General features: G+C 63.2%; 21 protein-coding genes. 13 read left to right on the plus strand and 8 right to left on the minus strand.

The window, feature by feature from the left end; genetic code table 11:
• Positions 1-120: 120 nt before the first annotated feature.
• Positions 121-1,188: a substrate-binding domain-containing protein gene (locus V7P99_RS06965; protein ID WP_333794074.1), complete on the minus strand. Its 1,068-nt coding sequence runs from the start codon at positions 1,186-1,188 to the stop codon at positions 121-123.
• Between the two features lie 361 nt (positions 1,189-1,549).
• Here V7P99_RS06965 and V7P99_RS06970 point away from each other — a divergent pair, with 361 nt between their 5' ends.
• Positions 1,550-2,332 carry a succinate dehydrogenase iron-sulfur subunit gene (locus V7P99_RS06970; protein WP_333794075.1) on the plus strand — a complete coding sequence of 261 codons (783 nt, stop codon included), beginning with the start codon at positions 1,550-1,552 and terminating at the stop codon, positions 2,330-2,332.
• Between the two features lie 132 nt (positions 2,333-2,464).
• On the opposite strand, the gene rpsP is transcribed toward V7P99_RS06970, so the two are convergent.
• Together rpsP and ffh are read right to left on the minus strand one after the other, a co-directional pair.
• Positions 2,465-2,851, minus strand: a complete 387-nt coding sequence (rpsP, locus tag V7P99_RS06975; protein WP_333794076.1) for a 30S ribosomal protein S16 — start codon at positions 2,849-2,851, stop codon at positions 2,465-2,467.
• A gap of 69 nt (positions 2,852-2,920) precedes the next feature.
• Positions 2,921-4,489 carry a signal recognition particle protein gene (gene ffh / locus V7P99_RS06980; protein WP_333794077.1) on the minus strand — a complete coding sequence of 523 codons (1,569 nt, stop codon included), beginning with the start codon at positions 4,487-4,489 and terminating at the stop codon, positions 2,921-2,923.
• Positions 4,490-4,800: 311 nt separating this feature from the next.
• Here ffh and V7P99_RS06985 point away from each other — a divergent pair, with 311 nt between their 5' ends.
• A complete protein-coding gene (locus tag V7P99_RS06985) occupies positions 4,801-5,310 on the plus strand; it encodes an EF-hand domain-containing protein (protein ID WP_333794078.1) in 510 nt (169 codons plus the stop codon).
• A gap of 70 nt (positions 5,311-5,380) precedes the next feature.
• On the opposite strand, the gene V7P99_RS06990 is transcribed toward V7P99_RS06985, so the two are convergent.
• Complete coding sequence (locus tag V7P99_RS06990) at positions 5,381-6,511, minus strand: PQQ-dependent sugar dehydrogenase (protein ID WP_333794079.1); 1,131 nt, start codon at positions 6,509-6,511, stop codon at positions 5,381-5,383.
• 204 nt (positions 6,512-6,715) lie between these two features.
• Between V7P99_RS06990 and dapF the strand changes: the two genes are divergently transcribed.
• From dapF to V7P99_RS07015, 5 genes are all read left to right on the plus strand, one after another.
• Positions 6,716-7,588, plus strand: coding sequence for a diaminopimelate epimerase (gene dapF / locus V7P99_RS06995; RefSeq protein ID WP_333794080.1), 873 nt, complete (start codon positions 6,716-6,718; stop codon positions 7,586-7,588).
• Positions 7,589-7,632: 44 nt separating this feature from the next.
• Positions 7,633-8,889, plus strand: a complete 1,257-nt coding sequence (mtaB, locus tag V7P99_RS07000) for a tRNA (N(6)-L-threonylcarbamoyladenosine(37)-C(2))-methylthiotransferase MtaB (protein ID WP_333794081.1) — start codon at positions 7,633-7,635, stop codon at positions 8,887-8,889.
• Entirely contained in the window at positions 8,886-10,028 is a 1,143-nt protein-coding gene (ftsY, locus tag V7P99_RS07005) for a signal recognition particle-docking protein FtsY (protein ID WP_333794082.1), read from the plus strand. Before mtaB ends, ftsY begins: the two co-directional genes overlap by 4 nt.
• Before the next feature lie 70 nt (positions 10,029-10,098).
• Entirely contained in the window at positions 10,099-10,707 is a 609-nt protein-coding gene (locus V7P99_RS07010) for an inner membrane-spanning protein YciB (protein WP_333794083.1), read from the plus strand.
• 83 nt (positions 10,708-10,790) lie between these two features.
• Complete coding sequence (locus V7P99_RS07015) at positions 10,791-11,384, plus strand: septation protein A (RefSeq protein ID WP_333794084.1); 594 nt, start codon at positions 10,791-10,793, stop codon at positions 11,382-11,384.
• A 181-nt stretch (positions 11,385-11,565) separates the two neighbouring features.
• Here the strand turns inward: V7P99_RS07015 and V7P99_RS07020 are convergent, their stop codons facing one another.
• Positions 11,566-12,600 carry an aspartate-semialdehyde dehydrogenase gene (locus V7P99_RS07020; RefSeq protein ID WP_333794085.1) on the minus strand — a complete coding sequence of 345 codons (1,035 nt, stop codon included), beginning with the start codon at positions 12,598-12,600 and terminating at the stop codon, positions 11,566-11,568.
• 325 nt (positions 12,601-12,925) lie between these two features.
• On the opposite strand from V7P99_RS07020, the gene V7P99_RS07025 reads away from it, so the two are divergent.
• From V7P99_RS07025 to V7P99_RS07035, 3 genes are all read left to right on the plus strand, one after another.
• A complete protein-coding gene (locus V7P99_RS07025) occupies positions 12,926-14,203 on the plus strand; it encodes an ATP-dependent DNA helicase (RefSeq protein ID WP_333794086.1) in 1,278 nt (425 codons plus the stop codon).
• A gap of 267 nt (positions 14,204-14,470) precedes the next feature.
• Positions 14,471-14,923: a phasin family protein gene (locus V7P99_RS07030; RefSeq protein ID WP_333794087.1), complete on the plus strand. Its 453-nt coding sequence runs from the start codon at positions 14,471-14,473 to the stop codon at positions 14,921-14,923.
• Between the two features lie 118 nt (positions 14,924-15,041).
• Positions 15,042-15,554 (plus strand): GNAT family N-acetyltransferase, encoded by a 513-nt coding sequence (locus V7P99_RS07035; protein WP_333794088.1) that lies wholly within the window; start codon positions 15,042-15,044, stop codon positions 15,552-15,554.
• A 53-nt stretch (positions 15,555-15,607) separates the two neighbouring features.
• Here V7P99_RS07035 and V7P99_RS07040 read toward each other — a convergent pair whose 3' ends face one another.
• A complete protein-coding gene (locus tag V7P99_RS07040) occupies positions 15,608-16,177 on the minus strand; it encodes a hypothetical protein (protein ID WP_333794089.1) in 570 nt (189 codons plus the stop codon).
• A gap of 204 nt (positions 16,178-16,381) precedes the next feature.
• Here V7P99_RS07040 and dapB point away from each other — a divergent pair, with 204 nt between their 5' ends.
• The 3 genes from dapB to leuB all read left to right on the plus strand — a co-directional run bounded on the left by dapB (position 16,382) and on the right by leuB (position 19,401).
• Positions 16,382-17,188 carry a 4-hydroxy-tetrahydrodipicolinate reductase gene (dapB, locus tag V7P99_RS07045; protein ID WP_333794090.1) on the plus strand — a complete coding sequence of 269 codons (807 nt, stop codon included), beginning with the start codon at positions 16,382-16,384 and terminating at the stop codon, positions 17,186-17,188.
• 36 nt (positions 17,189-17,224) lie between these two features.
• A complete protein-coding gene (locus V7P99_RS07050; RefSeq protein ID WP_333794091.1) occupies positions 17,225-17,869 on the plus strand; it encodes a 2,3-bisphosphoglycerate-dependent phosphoglycerate mutase in 645 nt (214 codons plus the stop codon).
• Positions 17,870-18,285: 416 nt separating this feature from the next.
• Positions 18,286-19,401, plus strand: coding sequence for a 3-isopropylmalate dehydrogenase (gene leuB, locus V7P99_RS07055; RefSeq protein WP_333794092.1), 1,116 nt, complete (start codon positions 18,286-18,288; stop codon positions 19,399-19,401).
• Between the two features lie 252 nt (positions 19,402-19,653).
• Here leuB and V7P99_RS07060 read toward each other — a convergent pair whose 3' ends face one another.
• Both V7P99_RS07060 and coaA read right to left on the minus strand, forming a co-directional pair.
• Positions 19,654-19,920, minus strand: coding sequence for a hypothetical protein (locus tag V7P99_RS07060; protein WP_333794093.1), 267 nt, complete (start codon positions 19,918-19,920; stop codon positions 19,654-19,656).
• Positions 19,921-20,141: 221 nt separating this feature from the next.
• The gene (gene coaA, locus V7P99_RS07065) at positions 20,142-21,146 is read right to left on the minus strand and encodes a type I pantothenate kinase (RefSeq protein ID WP_333794132.1); all 1,005 of its coding nucleotides are present in this window, start codon (positions 21,144-21,146) and stop codon (positions 20,142-20,144) included.
• Positions 21,147-21,171 lie beyond the last annotated feature (25 nt).

Below are 21,171 nucleotides of genomic sequence, written 5' to 3' on the forward strand. Positions count from 1 at the left end.
TGTGTTGCGCGCGGCGCTCATCGGCGTTTTGGCCGATGGCCCGTTTGAGGATGGTCCGGACCCCTTGCAGAGCCCGGGCCATACCTTGTCTCGTCTGGCGCTGGGAAAACCAGCGACCAATTACATCGTCTTCGCGGCCTTCACAGCTTCCTGCAGCGCTTTACGCTCTGCGTCAGGGGCCGGAACCAGACCGTACTCGGCGAGCGGACCCTCCGGTCCGATGACCTTGTCGGAGACGAAGTACTCAACGTACTCCTTGAGGCCGGGGATTGTGTCCATGTGCGCCTTCTTCACGTAGAACTGAAGCGGACGCGACACCGGATACTCGCCGGAAGCGATCGTCTCAACCGAAGGCACGATGCCCGAAAGCGTAGCCACCTTCAGCTTGTCGGTGTTGTTCTCGTAGAACGACAGACCGAACACGCCAAGCCCCTGCGGGTTCGACGTCAGGCGGGCAAGCGTTTCCGTATAGTCACCATCGATATCCACCGCGGCGCCATCCTTGCGAACCTTGAGGCAGGCTTTGTCGGCGGCCTTCTTCTTGGCCGCGTCGTCACCCTCGACCTTCGCGGCCAGGAGCTTGTCGGCGCCCGTCGCGGCGCAGCCGCCATGGAGAACCTTCTCCTCGAAGACTTCGCGCGTGCCGTGTTTCTCGCCAGGGATGTAGGCGACGATCGGCCACTCGGGCAGCTTGTCGTTCACGTCCTTCCAGGTCTTGTTCGGGTTGGCGACGAGCGCGCCGTCCTTCGGCACTTCGGCCGCAAGCGCCAGGAAGAGATCCTTGGGCTCGAGCGCCCATTCGCCGGCCTTGGCATCGACTGCGAACACGATGCCGTCATAGCCGAACTGAATCTCGATGATCTCCTTCACGCCGTTCTTCTGGCATTCGGCGAGCTCGGACTCCTTGATCTTGCGCGAGGCGTTGGCGATGTCGATCGTGCCCTCACCGAGCCCTTCGCAGAAGCGCTTGATCCCCGCGCCCGATCCGCCCGACTCGATGATCGGGGTTTTCAGGTTCTCATGGGACTTGCCGAACTGCTCGGCGACGATGTTCGCATAGGGCAGGACCGTCGAGGATCCCGCAATCTGAACCTGGTCGCGCGCCAATGCCGCGCAGGCGAACGCGGCCACACCAACGGCAGCGACCGTTGTATGGGCGATGAACTTGCTGCTCACGCTGATCTCCATTGTCTCGTGGGCGATGCGCCGAGCGCGGCCCTCTGACTGCGCCCTTGTGTCCGGGGCGTGTGCCCCGGCGCCTTTCTTCTAGACCTCCGACGCTTAGGATTTATGACATTGTAGCGGATTGATAATCATCATTTTATCCATCGCCCGCGGCGTTGCCTTCCGCAGCCTGCCGATCAGGAAAAGGTGGAGACCGAAGGGTGCGAGCGGCGCCGGGCACCTTCGCGCGGTCTTACATCCCCGCCCTTCCAGGGTCTCCCGTCACAACATCGCATGGCCCTTGGTAGCCGTTGACAGCCCTGCCCTGCAGTCTCATGAACGATGTGCTCCCACGTCCCTCTTCGAACGCGAGGCATGGCATTCCATGGTTCAGCTCACGCTACCCAAGAATTCCAAAGTCAAGGCGGGAAAGACCTGGAATGCGCCGGATACGGCCTCCGGCACGTGGCGCGAGTTCCGCATCTATCGCTGGAACCCCGATGACGGCGGGAACCCGCACTTCGATACCTATTGGATCGACGAGACCCAGTGCGGGCCGATGGTGCTCGACGCGCTCATCAAGATCAAAAACGAGATCGATCCCACGCTGACCTTCCGCCGCTCGTGCCGCGAAGGCATCTGCGGTTCGTGCTCGATGAACATCGACGGCACCAACGACCTCGCCTGCCTGAAAGGCATCGAGGAGGTGCGCGGCCCGGTCAAGATCTATCCCTTGCCGCACATGAAGGTGGTGAAGGACCTCGTGCCCGACCTCACCAATTTCTACGCGCAGCACCGCTCCATCGAGCCCTGGCTCAAGACGGAGACGGCGACGCCCCCCAAGGAGTGGCGCCAATCGCACGAGGACCGCGAGAAGCTCGACGGCCTCTACGAATGCATCCTCTGCGCCTGCTGCTCGGCCTCGTGTCCGAGCTACTGGTGGAACTCCGACCGCTATCTCGGTCCGGCCGCGCTGCTGCAGGCTTACCGCTGGGTGATCGACAGCCGTGACGAGGCGACGGGCGAGCGCCTGGACAACCTCGAGGACCCGTTCCGCCTCTATCGCTGCCACACGATCATGAACTGCGTGAAAGCCTGCCCGAAGGGGCTAAAGCCCGCGCTTGCCATCGCCGAGCTCAAGAAGCTCATGGTGCAGCGGCGGGTCTAAAACAAACTTTCGGAGCGCCCGCCCGCCCAGCGCGCGAACGCGTATCGCCCTCTTCAAACAAAAAAGCAGATACCAGACGGGCGTCCGGTGTCTGCTTCGATGGATCCGGCTGATGCGGACGTGACGACGGGCTTACGCCTCGCCGCCAGCTCCGGCCTCGCCAGCTTCGGCCTGTGCGGCCTCCTCGGCAGCCTTTGCCTTTGCAGCGGCCCGCTCCTGCGCCTTCTTCTTCGGCTTCGCCTTCTCAGGATTGGTGCGCGCCTCGCGCTTCAGAAGGCCGGCCGCGTCGAACAGACGTGCCACGCGGTCCGTCGGCTGGGCGCCGACTGAAAGCCAATGCTTGCAGCGGTCCTCGATGAGGCGGACTCGCTCGGGATGGTCCTTCGGCACCATCGGGTTGAACGTGCCAACCTGCTCGATGTAGCGCCCGTCGCGCGGAGACGCGCTGTGCGCGACCACCACGTAGTAGTAGGGGCGCTTCTTCGCGCCTCCGCGTGAAAGACGGATCCTGGCTGACATACGTTAAAGTCCTTTCTCTCTTTCTGAATGCAATCGGCCCTGCCTGCCGGTTCCCGGCACGGCGTGGCCTTATTTCTTCTTCCTCGGCAGGCCGGGGAATTTTGGAAGCGGCCCGCCAAGTCCAGGCAAGCCGCCACCGCCAAGCCCGGGAAGCCGCGGCACGCCGCCGCCCCCAAGGCCGGGCAATCCTTTCGGCAGCGCGTCCTTAAGATCGGCCGGCAGCTGCTCGAGCGCTTTCGGATCGAGCTTTGCAAGCTCGCCCTGCATGTCCGCGAGCTCCGCTTCGGAGGGTCCCCCTCCACCGCCGCCCATGCCGAACATGCGCGCCATCATTCCGCGGTTCTTGCCCATGGCCCGCATCATGTCGGACATCTGGCGATGCATCTTGATGAGCCGGTTGACGTCCTCGACCTTAGTGCCCGATCCGGCCGCGATCCGCCGCTTGCGCTTGGCGTCGAGAACTTTCGGCTGGCGCCGCTCCTTTGGCGTCATCGACGAGATGATGGCGCGCTGCCGCTTCAGGATACGGTCGTCGAGATTTGCCGCGCTAATCTGGTTCTTGATCTTGCCGACGCCGGGCAGCATGCCGAGCACGCCGCCCATACCGCCGATCTTCTCCATCTGCTTCAGCTGCTCGGCCAGATCCTCGAGGTCGAACGACCCCTTCTTCATCTTCTCGGCGATGGAGCGCGCCTTATCGACATCGATCGTCTGCGCCGCTTTTTCGACGAGGCCCACGATATCGCCCATGCCGAGGATGCGGCCGGCGACACGCGTCGGATCGAAGTCCTCGAGCGCATCCCACTTCTCGCCGGTGCCGAGAAGCTTGATCGGCTTGCCGGTCACGGCGCGCATCGAGAGCGCCGCGCCCCCGCGCCCGTCGCCATCGGCCCGCGTCAGCACCGTGCCCGTGATCGCGAGCCGGCTATCGAACGCCTTCGCCGTGTTGACCGCGTCCTGACCCGTGAGGCTGTCGAGCACGAGGAGAATTTCGTGCGGATTGGTGGCCGCCTTGACCTCGGCGACCTCGGTCATCAGCTCTTCGTCGAGTGTCGTGCGGCCGGCCGTATCAAGCAGCACCACGTCATAGCCGCCGAGCCGTGCCGCCTCCATCGCCCGATTGGCGATCTGAAGCGGCGTCTGCCCGGGAACGATCGGCAGCGTCGGAACCTCTGTCTGCTCGCCGAGCACGCGAAGCTGCTCCTGCGCCGCCGGCCGCCGCGTGTCGAGCGACGCCATCAGCACTTTTTTCTTGTCGCGCGTCTTGAGCCGCCAGGCGATCTTGGCCGTGGTGGTGGTCTTGCCGGAGCCCTGCAGGCCCGCCATCAGGATGGCGACGGGCGGCGCCGCGTGCAGATCGATGGGCTCGGCCTCGGAGCCGAGCATCCTCACGAGCTCGTCGTTGACGATCTTGACGACCATCTGGCCCGGCGTCACCGACCGCAGCACTTCCTGGCCGATCGCCTTTTCTTTCACGCGATCAATGAAATCGCGCACGACGCTGAGCGCTACGTCCGCCTCGATCAGCGACCGGCGCACCTCGCGCATGGCCTCGTTGACGTCGGCTTCCGACAGCGCCCCGCGCTTGGTAAGCTTTTCGAAAACCTGACCCAGGCGATCTGTAAGCGATTGAAACATTTAGATCTTTCTACAAGCACCAAGCGCATCCGAGGGCGCGACGCGCTGTCGGATGTTGACCCCCCTGCCTCCCGGTTGCTCCGGAATGAGGATCCGGGCACCATGTGCAGGGCGGCGGCTCTGAAGGACAAAGCCGTCTGGATTTCGGCGCACAATCTCCTATCGGCCAACGCCTGTCAACGTTTTGCCCAAGAATGTGGGCGATTGGCGCATTAACGTTGCGACCCACGCAGGCGTTGCACCATAATTCGGCCGCATCGGTCTGGACCCAAGGACCGGAGGCCGGGGGGCCTCGAGGGGAGAGCAATCTGATGATCGAGTGGCGCACGCTTCGCACGTGGGCGTGCCTGGTGATTTTGCCGGGCGCTATTGCGGGCGGATGCGCGTCCTCCGGCAATCCCTTCAACAACACGTCCGACTTCGACCGAACCTTCATCGCCGCGGCCCAAACCTGGGACCTCGACAAGGACGGCACCGTGACTTGCGACGAATGGGTCCAGTATGTGACCGAGGGTTTCCGTCAGGCGGACGCCAATGGCGATGGCGCCCTTGACGCTGAGGAATGGAAGAAGCTGATGGCGAGCGACCGCCTCTTCGAGATCGCGAACCTCGCCTATTATGACGCCAACGGTGACGGCCGCGTCACGCTCGAGGAAATGACCGGCAAGCAGAACCTCGCCTTCAAGCTTCTCGACCGTAACAACGATTGCCAGATCGACCGCACGGAATCGGTCCAGGTGCATGGCGTCGATCGCACCAAGCCGAAGGATACGGGAGCCGATCAGCAGATGCCCCGGGCTGGCAGCCCCGGAGGCAGGTAGCGGCGCCCGCAGGCACCGGGTCTTCCCGCGCTGCGAATTTGCGGAAAGACCCGGCTTTGTTGTGTCCGCCTTACTTCTGCGGCGCCATGCGCACGATACGGCCCTCGTTATCGGTAACGAGGTAGACGGCCCCGTCCGGACCTTGCTTGATGTCGCGCACCCGGTCGCCGATGTCGGCGGCCAGAACCTCATGCGCGACCACCTCCCCATCCTTCATGACCAGGCGCTGCACCTGCATGAACTTGAGCGCACCGGCGAGGAAGTTGCCCTTCCACTCCGGAAAGAGATCGCCCGTGTAGAGTTCGAGCGAGGAGGCGGCAATCGAGGGATTCCAATAGTAAACCGGCTGCTCGAGGCCTTCCTTGGCCGTGATGCCCTCGCCGACCGTGGCACCCGAGTATTCCTTCCCGTAGACGATGATCGGCCAGCCGTAGTTCTTGCCCCGCTCCGGCTGGTTGAGCTCATCACCGCCTTGCGGACCGTGCTCGAGCGTCCAGAGCTTCCCCGTCGCCGCATCCAGCACCGCGCCCTGCACGTTGCGGTGGCCGATCGACCAGATGAGCGGATCCCAGCCCTCATGTGCCGGGGGCGACATCGCGGGTGATCCATCAGGCTTGATGTAGACGATCTTGCCGAGGTGATTTTTCGGGTTCTGCGCCTCGCCCCGGATCTCGGGAAGGCTCCGCTCTCCGAGCGTCACGAACAGGTTCCCCTCAGGCGTAACAACGATGCGCGAGCCGAAATGCAGATCGCTCTTGTAAGCCGGCTGCTGGCGGAAGATGACCTTGAAATCCTCCAACGCGCCGCCATCCGCCGCAAGCACGAGCTTCGCGCTGGCCACGCTGGTTCCGTTCTTGCCATCCTCCCGCGGCTCCGAGAACGAGAGGAAGATTTGGCCGCTATCCGAAAAATCATTGGCGAGCGCCACATCGAGCAGGCCACCCTGATTTTGCGCCACCACCTCGGGCACGCCCTTGATCGGCTGCCCGAGCTTGCCGTCCTTCTCGATCACCCTGAGGCGGCCTGGCCGTTCGGTCACGAGCATCCGCCCGTCGGGGAGAAACTCGAGCGCCCACGGGTTTGTGAGTCCCGTGGCCACGGTGGAGAGCGTCACCGCGGTTTTCGGCGCCTCTGGCGCGTTGGTCTGCGCTGCAAACGCCGCACCCGTCATTAGGAACAAAAGGGGGGCGGTAATTGCCATCGCCGGTCGTAAGCTCATTGGAAACCTCATCTCTTTTCGACGCGTTGCTCGCCTTATGTAAGTGTTATCCGGCATTTGCCGAGGGGCGCACGGAGCGATACCGCTTTTCAGGGTCGCAGCCGGGCCCGGCTCAATTGTTTTTTGCGCTCCGTTCGCTCATATACTCCGCTGATGAATGCCCCTGCCTGCCTCCGCTACGTGAAGATGAATGGGCTCGGAAACGAGATCCTCGTCGTCGATCTGCGCCAGGGCGGGCAGCTTCCCAGCGTCGAAGGCATCCGCCACATCGCAGGCCAGCCCGCGACATCGTTCGACCAGATGATGGTGCTCGCGCCGCCGCGCACACCGGGCACCGACGCGTGGGTGACGATTTTCAACGCCGACGGGTCGGAAGCCGCCGCCTGCGGCAATGGCACGCGCTGCATCGGATGGTTCGAGCAGGAGCGGACGGGCAAGCGTAGGCTGATCTTCGAAACACACGCCGGAATGCACACCGTGTCCGTCAAGGATATCGCAGCGATCACCGTCGACATGGGCGAGCCGCGCTTCGGCTGGGCCGACATCCCGCTTGCGGAGCCTTTTCACGACACGCGCGCCATCGAGCTGCAGATCGGCCCCATCGACAATCCCGTCCTGCATTCGCCCTCCGTCGTCAACGTCGGCAACCCGCATGTGATATTCTGGGCCGAGAAGCCGATCGCGAGCTACGATCTCGCCCGCTTCGGCCCGCTGATCGAGAACCATCCGCTTTTTCCCGAGCGGGCCAACGTTACCCTCGCCGAAGTCACCTCGCGATCCACGATGGCCATCCGCACCTGGGAGCGGGGCGCCGGCCTGACGCAGGCTTGCGGCACCGCGGCCTGCGCCGCCGCCGTCTCGGCCATGCGCAAGCGGCTCGTGGATCGGAACGTGACCGTAGCTCTTCCAGGCGGACCCCTGGCCATAGAATGGGCAGACGACAATCATATTCTCATGACCGGCCCCGTGGCGTTCGAGCACGAGGGCAGCCTGCCGGCCCTGCCCGCCGCGGCAGCGATCCCGGAAAATGAGACCGCCTTGTCCCCCAGGGCAGTTTGACCTAAGAGCCGATGACTGTTCCCGCAGAAATTCCGAATGACGCAATGCCTGAACCGCTGATCGTCACGCTTGGCTGCCGGCTCAACGCTTATGAGTCCGAGGTCATGCGCCGCCATGCCTCCGAGGCCGGTCTCACAGACTGCGTCATCGTCAACACGTGCGCGGTCACCGGCGAAGCCGTGCGCCAGGCCGAGCAGACGATCCGCAAGCTCTCCCGCGAGCGGCCCGGCGCGCGCCTCATCGTCACCGGCTGCGCGGCCCAGATCGAGCCCGGACGCTTCGCCCGCCTCGATGGCGTGGACCACGTCATCGGTAATGCCGAAAAACTGGCGCCCGGCACCTTCCGCGCCCTCGCAGACGCGACACTCGCACGCGTCGTCGTCAACGACATCATGAGCGTGCGCGAAACCGCCCCGCACATGATCGACGGCTTCGGCTCGCGCGCCCGCGCTTACGTCGAGATCCAGAACGGCTGCGATCACCGTTGCACCTTCTGCATCATTCCGATGGGCCGCGGACCATCGCGCTCGGTGCCGGCGGGCGAGGTCGTCACTCAGATCGAGAAGCTCGTCGCCGCTGGCTATCCGGAGATCGTGCTGACCGGGGTCGACATCACCTCTTATGGCGCCGATCTTCCCGGCACGGCGTCGCTCGGCCGCCTCGTGAAGCAGATCCTCCTGCGCGTGCCAGAGCTGCACCGCCTGCGGCTTTCATCGATCGACCAGGTGGAAGCCGACGAGCACCTGCTCGATGCGCTCGCCACGGAGCCGCGTCTAATGCCGCACCTGCATCTTTCCATGCAGGCCGGCGACGACATGATCCTGAAGCGCATGAAGCGGCGCCACCTGCGCGACGACGCCATCCGCTTCTGCGAGACGGCGCGTCGGCTGCGCCCCGATATCGTGTTCGGCGCCGATCTCATCGCCGGCTTTCCGACCGAGACCGAGGCCATGTTCGACAACACGCTCGATCTGGTCGACGCCTGCGGCTTGACGTACCTCCACGTCTTTCCGTTCTCGCCCCGCAAGGGCACGCCGGCGGCCCGCATGCCCCAGCTCGACCGCGCCCTCATCAAGGAGCGCGCGCGGCGCCTCCGCACCAAAGGCGAGGCCGCGCATGCGAGCTACCTGGATCGCCTCGCCGGCACCCGCATCGAGATCCTCATGGAGCGCGAGGATCTCGGCCGCACGCCGCAGTTCGCAGAAGTACGGGTCGATCGCAAGGCGGCCATCGGCACCCTGCAATGGGCCACACTCGGCCGCCACGATGGCCGCCGCCTCAATGGAATGGTCGAAGCGTGAGCAACACCGATAAGAAACGCAAAGGCTTCTTCAGCCGCATGTTCGGCGCGGGCGAGGCCTCTCCGGAGCCAAGCCCCGCCGCGCCGCCACCTTCCGACGCGCCCGTAACGCCTCCCGAAGAGCCGGAGATCGAGGCGGTTGACGCGCCGGCTCCTCCGCCCGCACCGGAGCCCGAGACCCCGGCGCCCGAGACAGCCGCGCCTGACGCCACCCCAGCGCCGGTCCGCAAGAGCTGGTTCGAGCGCCTCAAGTCCGGCCTCGCCAAGACGTCGTCGCGGCTGACGGAAGGCATTACCGGCCTCGTCGCCAAGAAGAAGCTTGACCAGGATACGATTGACGAGCTGGAGGAGCTTCTGCTCGCCGCCGACCTCGGTATCGAGACCTCCGAGCGCATCACGACAGCTCTCGCCAAGGGCCGCTTCGACAAGCAGGTCTCGGAAGAGGAAATCCGCGAGACGCTCGCCAGCGAAGTGGCTCAGGTGCTCGAGCCGCTGGCCCAACCGCTGACGATTGATCCAGCGCGCAAGCCCCACGTCGTTCTCGTGCTCGGCGTCAACGGATCGGGCAAGACGACGACCATCGGCAAGCTCGCCGCCAAGCTCTCCCGCGAAGGCCGCCGCGTGATGCTGGCCGCCGGCGACACCTTCCGCGCCGCCGCCATCGACCAACTCAAGGTCTGGGGCGAGCGCACGGGCGCGCCGGTCATCGCCCGGGATGTCGGCTCGGACGCCTCGGGCCTCGCCTTCGATGCCGTGAAGGAAGCGCAGGCCAACGGCTCGGATGTGCTCCTGATCGACACGGCCGGCCGCCTTCAGAACAAAGAGGGGCTGATGGCGGAGCTGGAGAAGGTGGTGCGCGTTATCCGCAAAGTGGACGAGACGGCGCCCCACGACGTCGTTTTGGTTCTGGATGCGACAACCGGGCAGAACGCCATGCAGCAGGTCGAGGTGTTCCGCGAGCGCGCCGGCGTCACGGGCCTGGTCATGACCAAGCTCGATGGCACCGCCCGCGGCGGCATCCTGGTGGCCATCGCGGCGCGGCATGCGCTGCCGATCCACGCCATCGGCGTCGGTGAAGGCGTCGATGATCTCGAAGCTTTTTCAGCCAAGGATTTCGCCCGCGCCATCGCAGCAACGTAAGGATACCCGCGGCGGTGAACGCATCGGCCGCGCCTGCATCAAGCCAAAACTTCAAGGTCAGCCTGAGATCATGAGCCCCCGCAGACGTCTCTATCCGTTCAACGCCGAGCAGACCGTCAACATCCTGAGCGAGTTCGGCCCGCTGGTGACGATGTTCCTCGTCAATGCGCTCTATGGCATCAACGCGGGCACATGGGCACTGATCGTCACCACCGTGGCGGCCATCATCGTCATGCTTTACATGTTCCGGCGCCCGCCGATCTTTCCCCTGATTGCCTCCACGGTGACCATCGTGTTCGGCGCTCTGACGCTGATCACGCACGACGCGATGTGGATTCAGATCAAGGTCACCATCTTCAACGCGCTGTTTGCGGCCTTCCTGTTCTCTGGCCTCTGGCTCAAGCGCAACTTTTTCCAATACGTGTTCGAGAAGACCTTCCACTACACGCAGGAGGGCTGGGATTCCTTCACCCGCAGCTTCGCCTGGTTCTTCCTGATCACCGCGGGCCTCAACGAGTTCGTGCGCCTCTACTTCAAGGACGATCACATCTACCATGTCCTTGGCTACGCCATGAACGGTGTCGACGTCTGGATCGCCTTCAAGTTGTTCATCATCCTGCCCTTGAGCGGCATCTACGCCTGGGTGCTCACGAGATGGATGAGCAGGCACCATCTTTGATGTGTTATCAGGGGCGCTCCGATGCGTCCGGCCACGGGCCCGACACGCATCAGCAGCCACGATTAGATCAGGACCGAATTCCTATGAGCGAAGCAAAAACGAACACCGGATCGAACGAAAAGAGCGCGCAGCAGCTCTTGAAGTTCGTCGTGGAGCTCGGCCCGCTCGTCGTGTTCTTTCTCGTCAATGCGCGCGCCGGCATCTTCTGGGGCACGGGCCTGTTCATCGGCGCCACGCTGATCTCGCTCGGCGCCTCGCGCCTGCTGTTCGGACGCATCGCCGTAATGCCGCTCGTCTCAGCCTTCGTGGTCGTGGTGTTCGGCGGCCTGACTCTCCTTCTGCAGGACGAGCTTTTCATCAAGCTGAAGCCCACCATCGTCAACGCCATCTTCGCCGCGATCCTGTTCGGCGGGCTATATTTCCGCAAGTCGCTCCTCAGCTATCTCTTCGGCGACGTCTTTTCGCTCACGGAAGAGGGCTGGCGGAAACTTACGTTCCGCTGGGCCTGCTTCTTCATTTTCCTGGCGCTCTTGAACGAGCTGGCCTGGCGCCTGCTCACCACCGATCAGTGGGTCACGTTCAAGGTGTTCGGCATCATGCCGGTGACGATGCTCTTCGCCATCTCGCAGGTCGGCCTCCTGCAGCGCCACGCGCTCGACAAGCCCGCGGGCGAATAGAGCCTGATCGTTTGAGGTGGATGCGGAGACGCATTCACCGAGAACGTGAATCAGTCTCTCAAATAAAAACTTAGTCGAGAGCACGCCTTCCCGTCTGCCCTATCCTCGCTGATCCAAAAGAAAGAGCCGGACGCGATGATGAGATCGCATCCGGCCCAAAACCTTCCGACATGACTCCAATTTACGCCGCGGCCTTCCCCTTGAGGAGATCGCGCTCGATCAGCGCCTCGGCGATCTGCACGGTGTTGAGCGCCGCGCCTTTGAGGAGGTTGTCCGCCACGATCCAGAGCGCGAGCCCATTCTCGACAGTGGTATCCTCACGGATGCGGGAGACATAGGTCGGATATTCGCCCGCTGCTTCCACGGGCGTGACGTAGCCGCCGGGCTCCCGCTTGTCGACGACGAGAACGCCGGGAGCGCCCCGCAGGATCTCACGCGCCTCATCGGCAGAGATTGGACGCTCGAACTCGATGTTGACGGATTCCGAATGCCCGACGAACACCGGCACGCGCACGCACGTCGCCGTCAGCTTGATCTTCGGATCGAGGATCTTCTTCGTCTCGGCGAGCATCTTCCATTCCTCTTTCGTGAAGCCGTCTTCCATGAAGACGTCGATGTGAGGAATGCAGTTGAACGCGATCTGCTTGGTGAACTTGTTGGGCTCCACCTCTTGACCCGGCACGTACTTGGCCTTGGTCTGCGCCCACAGTTCGTCCATCGCGTCCTTCCCGGCGCCGGAAACGGACTGATAGGTGGAGACGACGACGCGCTTGATGCCCGCCGCATCATGTAGCGGCTTCAATGCGACGACGAGCTGCGCCGTCGAGCAGTTCGGGTTGGCGATGATGTTCTTCTTCGTGAAGCCGGCGAGCGCGTCGCCGTTGACTTCGGGCACGATGAGCGGGACGTCCTGATCGTAGCGCCAGCACGAGGAGTTATCGATCACCACCGCGCCCATGGCCCCGACTTTCGGGCTCCAGGCTTTGGACACGGACGAGCCGGCCGACATCAGGCAGATGTCCACCTTCGAAAAATCGAATTGCTCGATATCCTGGCATTTGAGCGTCTTGTCGCCACATGAAACCTCGGTGCCGAGCGAGCGACGCGACGCAATCGCGTAGATCTCGTCCGCTGGAAAGCGCCGTTCGGTGAGCACGTTCATCATCTCGCGCCCGACATTCCCGGTCGCGCCGACGACAGCGACTTTGTAGCCCATGGTGGTTGTGTCCTTTGACAAGCGTTTGCGCGGAGGCGCCAAAACACCCTGACTGGAGCGATCTTCCAAACACGTGGAAATATCTCCAGGCGCGCTTGACTTACGCGCGCAGGGCCCTCCTTTCAAGGAGCAAATCGCCCCCTTCCGCTTATGGAAGGCGCGCCCGGCCGCGCATCGGCCAAAGCCCAGCGCCCTCTTTTGACACCGGCGCCTGTATCACTTTAGCTCGTAGCCCCCGTCTCCGGTCAAAAGGTTGCTCGTGCAAACACCAGTTCCGACCACCCTCGCGCCAGATTCTCCCGATTCCGCATGGCCGGAAGGCATCGTGCCCACCGAGGAATACCGCACCGCCCTCGACTTCATTCGCGAGGGCGACGGCCACCTGTTCGTCACTGGGCGTGCCGGCACAGGCAAGTCGACGCTCCTTCGCGCGCTTCGCTCCGCTGTCGACAGCGAACTTGCCGTCGTCGCGCCCACCGGCTTGGCCGCTGTCAATGTGGGCGGCCAGACCATCCATTCCTTTTTCGGCCTGCCACCGCGCCTGATCCGATCGGACGATATCCGCCGCTCCCGCAACGGCCAAGTCATGCGCAAGCTGTCCTTCCTCGTCATCGACGAGGTCTCGATGGTGCGCTCCGACCTGATGTGGGCCATCGACCAGTCCCTACGCGTCAATCGCGGCCGGCCGCGCGAGCCGTTCGGCGGCGTTCGCCTCGTTCTCTTCGGTGACTTGCATCAGCTTCCGCCCGTCGTTCAGGAGGCCGAGGTGGCCAGCCACCTGGAAGAGGAATTCGGCGGCCCCTTCTTCTTCTCGGTGCCGGCCTTGCGCGAAGGCGCGGGCACTTTGCGTCTCGAGCTGACGCAAGTCTTCCGCCAAAGCGACGAAGCGCTGATCACGGTCCTCAACCGCATTCGCGACGGCGAGGCTGACGCCGAAGACCTCGAGGAGCTGAACCAGCGTGTCGCCCCGATCCGCACGCTCAGCGAGGGCGAGAAATTCGTCATTCTCACCCCGACCAACGCCGCCGCCCATCGCATCAACACTGCTTATCTCGATGCGCTTCCGGGCCAGCCGCTGACCTATGAGGCCGGGATAACGGGCGATTTCACGCAGGCCGCACATCCGACCGACAGCGCGCTCACGCTCAAGGAAGGCGCCAAGGTCATTCTCCTGCGCAATGATCCGGAGCGCCGCTGGGTCAACGGCACGGTCGCCCGCATCTCGCGTCTCGAAGACAAGCGCGTTTTCATCGAAGTAGAGGGCCGTGAGCATGAGCTCGAACCCGTAAGCTGGGAGCAGCGGCGTTACGCGTACGACAACGAGCAGGAAAAAGTCGTCGGCACCGTAGCCGGCACGTTTCGCCAGTTCCCTGTCCGGCTCGCCTGGGCGCTCACCATTCACAAGGCCCAGGGTCTGACGCTCGACAATGTCTATATCGACCTCGGCCGCGGCACCTTTGCCCACGGCCAGGCCTATGTCGCTTTGTCGCGGTGCCGCTCTCTCGAGGGCCTGGCCCTCGCCCGCAAGCTCGAGCCCCGGGACATCCTCTTCGATCCCGCGGCGATGGGATACCGTAACATCTTTTCGCTTCTTCAGTCCTAAGACGATGATAGATTTGCAACTTTTTGCACGTGCGAAATAACGGAACCCTTCAGCGCTCCTTATCGGGATCGGCGATCCCGCCGAGGAAAGCTGAAAGGTCCCACAATTACTAGGTCAAACGACCCATATCGAGCGGCAATAGTTTTATATTGCACTGCAGCAAACCTTTGCTATTCTGCCTGTGAAAAGCGGCCGTCGCGGGCGTGGATAGAGCCGGGACGCCCTTTCATGCGTCCCCATATTTCGGTTTTCCCATAGGAGCCCCCCGTGAACGACTTCACTCGCCAAACTCAGGAGTTCTTCTCGGCCGCCAAGAACGCCCGCATTCCCGAGCAGGTGCAGGCCATGGCAGAGGACAGTGTCTCGAAGGCACGCGAGACCTACGACAAATTTTCCACCGTCGCCAAAGACAGCGCCAGAGCGATGGAAGAAGTGACCGCCGCCGCATTCGCCGGCGCCAAGACCATCGGCGACAAGGTTCTGAAGAACACTGAAGCAAACACCGAAGCCGCGTTTGAAGCGGCCCAGGCGTTCGCCCGCGCCAAGACGCTTCCTGAGTTGATGCAGCTTCAGACGGGATTCGTGCAGCAGCAGTTCGCCCTTGCCGGCGCACAGTCGCGGGAGCTGTTCGAGCTGTCGGCCAAGGTTGCCCAGCAGACGTTCGCGAACCTGAACAGCGCCGCCACCCGCACCTTCGAGCAGATCAAGAAGACGAACTGACCCGTTACGTCAGCTCCGCAGCGAATGCCCGGCGCTTCTCGCGTGCGGGCATTTCTTTTTTTTCAGCCGACCGCTCGGATCTGCTTTCGCGCCTCAGAATTCCAGCTATATTGGATGGATGTTGGGGTCGCGTTCCGATATCAAAATCCGCAAGGGCAAGCTGGCCGATGCCCCGGCCGTTGCCGACACCTTTCGTCAGTCCTGGCTACAGGCCTATCGCGGCATTCTTCCCCACAGCCATCTCGAGAACATGATCCGCCGGCGCGGCGCCGATTGGTGGGCAAGCGTCATTCGTAGCGGCGACAGCCTCATGGTCCTCGAGCGCGGCAACACCATCATCGGTTATGCGACGCTCGGCTTCTCACGCACGCGCGGCCCTTATCAGGGCGAGATCTACGAGCTTTATATTTCTCCCATTTATCAGGGCCTCGGCTTCGGCGAGCACCTCTTCGAGGCATGCCGTCATGGACTTGACCAGCGCCGCCTGAAGGGTCTGATCGTCTGGGCGCTTGCCGAAAATACCATTGCGACAGATTTCTACTGGCGCCGCGGCGGCCGTCCCGTGAAGCTGGGCTTCGAGACCATCGGCGGCCAAAAGCTCGAGAAGATCGCGTTCGGCTGGTCATCCTGACCTCCGGTTAGCAACGTGCTCGGCCACCGCGTTGCCACGCTTTCCTTTCCGCATCACATCGGGCTCTGCCCGTGCACCCCATCGATACGAGGCCGGTCCGGACAAGGCTCGGAACGCGCCACCGTGTCGGCGATCCTTCGCGCCCGCACGATGGCGTCCGGATTGGCGAGTGCATCGATGTAGGCGACGTGGCAGGCGTCACGTTCGGTGACCCGCATGACCACGAGCACTTCTCCGGAATTCGTCCGGCTGCGCGTGCGATAGCGCACGATGGTGGCATAGGGCACCGTCTTGCCGTCGCGCACGATGAACCGCCACTCGACCGTCGGCCGCTGACCATTCTTCTCGAAAAGAGTGTTGACCGCGCCAAGTGTCTGCTGGGCGGCCCGGCGCGCCTCCGGCTCCGGACCGACGCTGAGAAAGACTCCGCGGTCTCCCTCCGCCACATAGACAGGATAGCCCGGCAATCCCTCGCAGACCCGCGCAACGCCGCGGCCCCTGGCCGGCACTGCCCGGCATGCCGCGGGATCGAGCGCCGTGTAAAGGCTTTTCACCGGTTGCACGGCCAGCGCCCCGCCGCTGCACAGGACGGCTGCGGTCGCAATGATCCGGGCCGAAAGCATGCCCATAAGATCCCTCTCGCGCAGCCCCAAGGAGATTTCCGTCCTTTATACGGCCTCCCGAGCCAAAATTCGAAAACTTCGAAGCAGATAGCGGTATGAGAGGCCGAAGTTCTGCGGAGAAGTCTCTCAGGCGGAAGGGCCGCACTTCCTCTAAGCTGCCAGCATTGCTATATCGGCGCCCAGCTGAACCTACCTGAGGACGTGATGAGCGAAATCCGGATCGCGGTGACGGGGGCTGCGGGGCGCATGGGCCGCGAGCTCGTCCGCGTGATCTCAGCCACCTCCGGATGCACTCTTGCCGGCGGCACCGAAACGTCTGGCTCGCCTCACGTCGGCTCGGATCTGGGCGTGTTGGCGGGATTGCCGCCTCTCGGGCTCGCCGTGACGTCGGACCCTCTCGAGCTCCTAGCCCGGAGCGACGCCGTCATCGATTTCACGACGCCCGCCGCGACTGTCGAGATCGCCGGGCTGGCCGCCAACGCCCGCATCGTGCACGTCATCGGCACCACAGGGCTTTCCGAAAGCGACGAAGCGGCGATCAAAGCCGCCGCCCGCCATGCGACCATCGTCAAAGCGGGTAACATGAGCCTCGGCGTCAACCTGCTGACCGCCATCACGCGGCGCATCGCCGAAACGCTCGACGCAGACTTCGACATCGAGATTGTGGAGATGCACCATCGCCACAAGGTGGATGCGCCATCCGGCACGGCGTTGATGCTGGGCGCGGCGGCGGCCGAGGGCCGCGGCATTGACCTCAAGGCGAAAAGCGTAAGATCCCGCGACGGACACACCGGACCGCGCGAGCGTGGAGACATCGGCTTCGCAACGCTGCGCGGCGGCAGCGTGGTCGGCGACCATACGGTCGTCTTCGCCGGCGAAGGCGAGCGCATCGAGATCACGCATCGGGCCGGAGACCGGAGCATTTTCGCGCGTGGCGCCGTCAGGGCCGCGCAGTGGGGCCAGGGCAAGGAACCCGGCCTCTTCACCATGATCGATGTGCTAGGGCTTTAGATGTCAACTTTGCAGCGAACGAAACGGATTTCCGTGATGAACAACAAGCTCGTTCTCGTGCGACATGGCGAGAGCGAGTGGAACAAGAAGAACATCTTCACCGGCATCCGCAATCCGGACCTGACGGACAAGGGTGTGATCGAAGCGGTATGGGCTGGCCGCGTGCTCAAGGCAGAAGGCCTGCGCTTCGACATTGCGTTCACGAGCAAGCTGAAACGTGCCCAGCACACGCTCGACATCATCCTCGGCGAGATGGGCGGCGAGACGCCGGAGGTGATTGAGAACGCAGCGCTGAACGAGCGCGACTACGGCGAGCTTTCCGGTCTCAACAAGGATCAGGCGCGCGAGAAGTGGGGCGAAGAGCAGGTCCTGACCTGGCGTCGCAGCTTCGATACGCCGCCTCCTGGGGGCGAGAGCCTCAAGGACACGGCCGCCCGCGTTCTGCCCTTCTATCGCGACCATATCTGGCCGCATCTCGTTGCCGGAAAGGACGTCATCGTCTCGGCCCATGGCAACTCGCTGCGCGCGCTCATCATGCACCTCGAAAAGCTTTCCGGCGAGGAGATCATCGCGCGCGAGCTGGCGACGGCCGCACCGCAGGTCTACAGCCTCACCGATGACGGCGACGTCGCCGAGCGTCGCGAGCTGGTGCGCTCTGAAGGCCGCGACGACGGCATTTGAGCATCTGACTGCCTCGCCGCAAGATGCGTAATCCTCGTCTTCGATGACGGCTGGGACAGAGTGCTTCCGAGAAAGTGGGAACCGGTTTTCCGGCAGGAAGCACGAAGAAACAAAAATAGAGCCGTTCTCGGATTCCACTTAAACCGGAACGGCTCTAGGCTTTCGCCGCTTTTCCTGACACGAGAGTCCGTGCCCGGCGCCTGCGCGGCAACGAGCGCTATTCCCCCCTCGCACGTCCTCTCATGATCTGCATGGATCGCGCCGAGTAGCACAGGCATCCGCATAGCTCAACGCATCGTGTTAGCTGCCCCATTCGCGCGTGATCTGCCGCCCCGTCCCGGCCGGACCGCTTGCCCACAGTCCGTCAGCGCGCTACTACCGCGCCACGATATCCCTCCAGACGGACATCCCAGATCATGACGACGCACAAGCTGCTCCTCTTGCCGGGCGACGGCATCGGCCCCGAGACCATTGCCGAGGTCGAGCGCATCATCGCGTTCTTCAATAAGCGGAGCGGCAAAGCGACGTTCGAGACCGACCGCGATCTCGTGGGCGGCGCCGCCTATGACGCGCACGGCGTGGCCGTGACCGACGAATGCGTCGCCAAGGCCAAGGCAAGCGACGCTGTGATCTTCGGCGCCGTCGGCGGCCCGAAATGGGATCCCGTTCCCTACGATGTCCGTCCTGAAGCCGGCTTGCTGCGCCTGCGCAAGGATCTCGGCCTGTTCGCCAACCTGCGCCCGGCCGTCTGCTATCCCGCGCTTGCCGATGCGTCGTCTCTGAAGCGCGAGCTGGTCGAGGGCCTCGACATCATGATCGTGCGCGAGCTGACCGGCGGCGTCTACTTCGGCGAGCCGAAGGAAATCGTCACGCTCGAGGACGGGCAGAAGCGCGCCGTCGACACGCAGATCTACACCACGCATGAGATCGAGCGCATCGCCAAGGCGGCCTTCGACCTCGCGAGGAAACGCGGCAACAAGGTGCACTCCGCCGAAAAGCGAAACGTCATGAAGACCGGTGTGCTTTGGAATGAAGTCGTCACCGCGGTCCACAAGTCCTACGCGCCCGACATCGAGCTGCATCACATCCTCGCCGACAACTGCGCCATGCAGCTCGTCCGCAACCCGAAGCAGTTCGACATCATCGTCACCGACAACCTATTCGGCGACGTACTGTCCGACGAAGCCGCGATGGCGACAGGCTCGCTCGGCATGCTGCCGTCCGCCTCGCTGGGCACCACCGACCCGAAAACCGGCAAGCGCCTCGCGCTATACGAGCCCGTCCACGGCTCGGCTCCCGACATCGCCGGCAAGGATCTCGCCAACCCGATCGCTACGATCGCGAGCTTCGCCATGGCGCTCCGCTATTCGTGCGACATGGCTACCGAGGCGGATCTGCTTGAGAAGGCCATCGCCGGAGTCCTCGCCGAGGGCTACCGCACAGGCGACATCATGCAGGACGGCATGCGCCAGGTCGGCACGAGCGAGATGGGCGGCGCCATCCTCGCAAAGCTCGAGCAGCTCGTCGCCTGACGAGCCCGCGACGGCATCGCGCAATAGGACCGGCGTCACAGCGAAGGCTCGTGCCGAGAGCGTAGCTCCGTCCCTCGAATAACGAGCGTGCACAAAATAGAAAAGGCGGCTCCGCGAAAGAGCCGCCTATGATCGTATCCGCCCAGGGAGGCGGATGATCTGAGAGTGCTTCCGGAACCGGTTTTCCGAAAAGAAGCACGACAAAATAAATACTTAGAGCTGTTCCCGGATTCCACTTAAACCGGAACGGCTTTAGTCCTTGGTGATCACGAACACCTTGAAGTCTTTGTCGAGGCGGAAATCATACTGGCCAGCCTTGCATTTCACATCCTCGGCCTCGTAGACGCCCGTGCCTTCGGTCTCCTTCTCGTAGCTGCCGCCTTCGCAGCCCCACTCGGCAACCGCCGCCTTGATCTTTGCAACCTCGTCGTCCGTCGGCTTATCGTCGGCGAATGCCGCGCTCGTGGCGGCCCCGGCACAAAGTGCGACAGCGGCGGCGACTGCGAAAATGCGCTTCATCGATCTATCTCCTTAAAAAGAAAGGTTGCGTGGGGATCAATTCCCTATGTCGTTACCGATATGGAATACGTCCATAGGGAACTTTTCCCGATTTAATCCGGGAACGCCCAAATGGTTCTCTGTTCAGGGATATTTTTTCATTTCGCTTGGTCGTCAAAACGTCGCACGTCGAAGGCAGCCGGAAATTCGAGAACATTTTGCCTGAAATAGCACGCGTGCCGTCAAAGCTTCCGCAGCGAGACGCGACTCACGCGATGGTCCGCGTCCTTACGCAGGATGAGCCGCGCGCGAGGACGCGTCGGTAGGATGTTGTCCATGAGATTCTTCAAGTTGATGCTGCGCCAGATCTCGAGCGCACGCGTCACTGCATTGTCATGCGTCAGCATTGCGTAGCGGTGGAAGAACGCTGCTGGATCTCGGAAGGCCGTTGCCCTCAGCCGCATGAACCGCTCGACGTACCAATTCTCGATCGTCTCAGGATCGGCATCGATGAAGATCGAAAAATCGATGAAATCGGAGACGAAGTGCCCGGATTCACCCGCGCCCCCGAGCGTGGCGGGCTGCAGCACGTTGAGCCCCTCGACGATCAAGATGTCCGGGCGCTCGACGAGGCTGGTCTGCCCCGGCATGATATCATAGTGGAAATGGGAATAGACCGGCGCCTCGTTATGCTCTTTGCCGCTCTTCACATCCGCAAGGAATCGGATCAGCCGTCCGGTATCGAAGCTTTCCGGAAATCCCTTCCGGTTCATTAGGTTGCGCGCTTCGAGCTCGCGGTTAGGATAAAGGAATCCATCCGTCGTCACGAGATCCACGCGGGGGTGATCCGGCCACCGCGCAAGCAGCGCCTCGAGCACGCGCGCCGTCGTGCTCTTGCCGACAGCGACCGATCCCGCGACCCCGATGATGAAGGGCACCTTGCGATCTGTGCGTCCGAGAAAGGTCGAGCTGACGGCGTGGAGCTTCTGCGCCGCGGCCACGTAGAGATTTAAGAGCCGCGAGAGGGGGAGATAGATCATCTCCACCTCCTCGACCGAAAGCTCGTCAATAATCCCCGAGAGGGCCTCGAGCTCGTGGGGCTCGATGGTCATCGGTGTATCGGCCCGCAGCTTCGCCCACTGCTCGCGGGTGAAAACCCGATACGGAGAGAACTGAAGATCGAGGTCCTGCGTGTCCACGAGCTCAAGCCGGCGAGCTTCCCGCGCCGGCAAAGCCTTGTCCCGCATCGTCATGGGCGATCACCTGAAAGCT

The sequence above is a fragment of the Hyphomicrobium sp. genome (assembly GCF_036780825.1).
GTDB lineage: Bacteria > Pseudomonadota > Alphaproteobacteria > Rhizobiales > Hyphomicrobiaceae > Hyphomicrobium_C.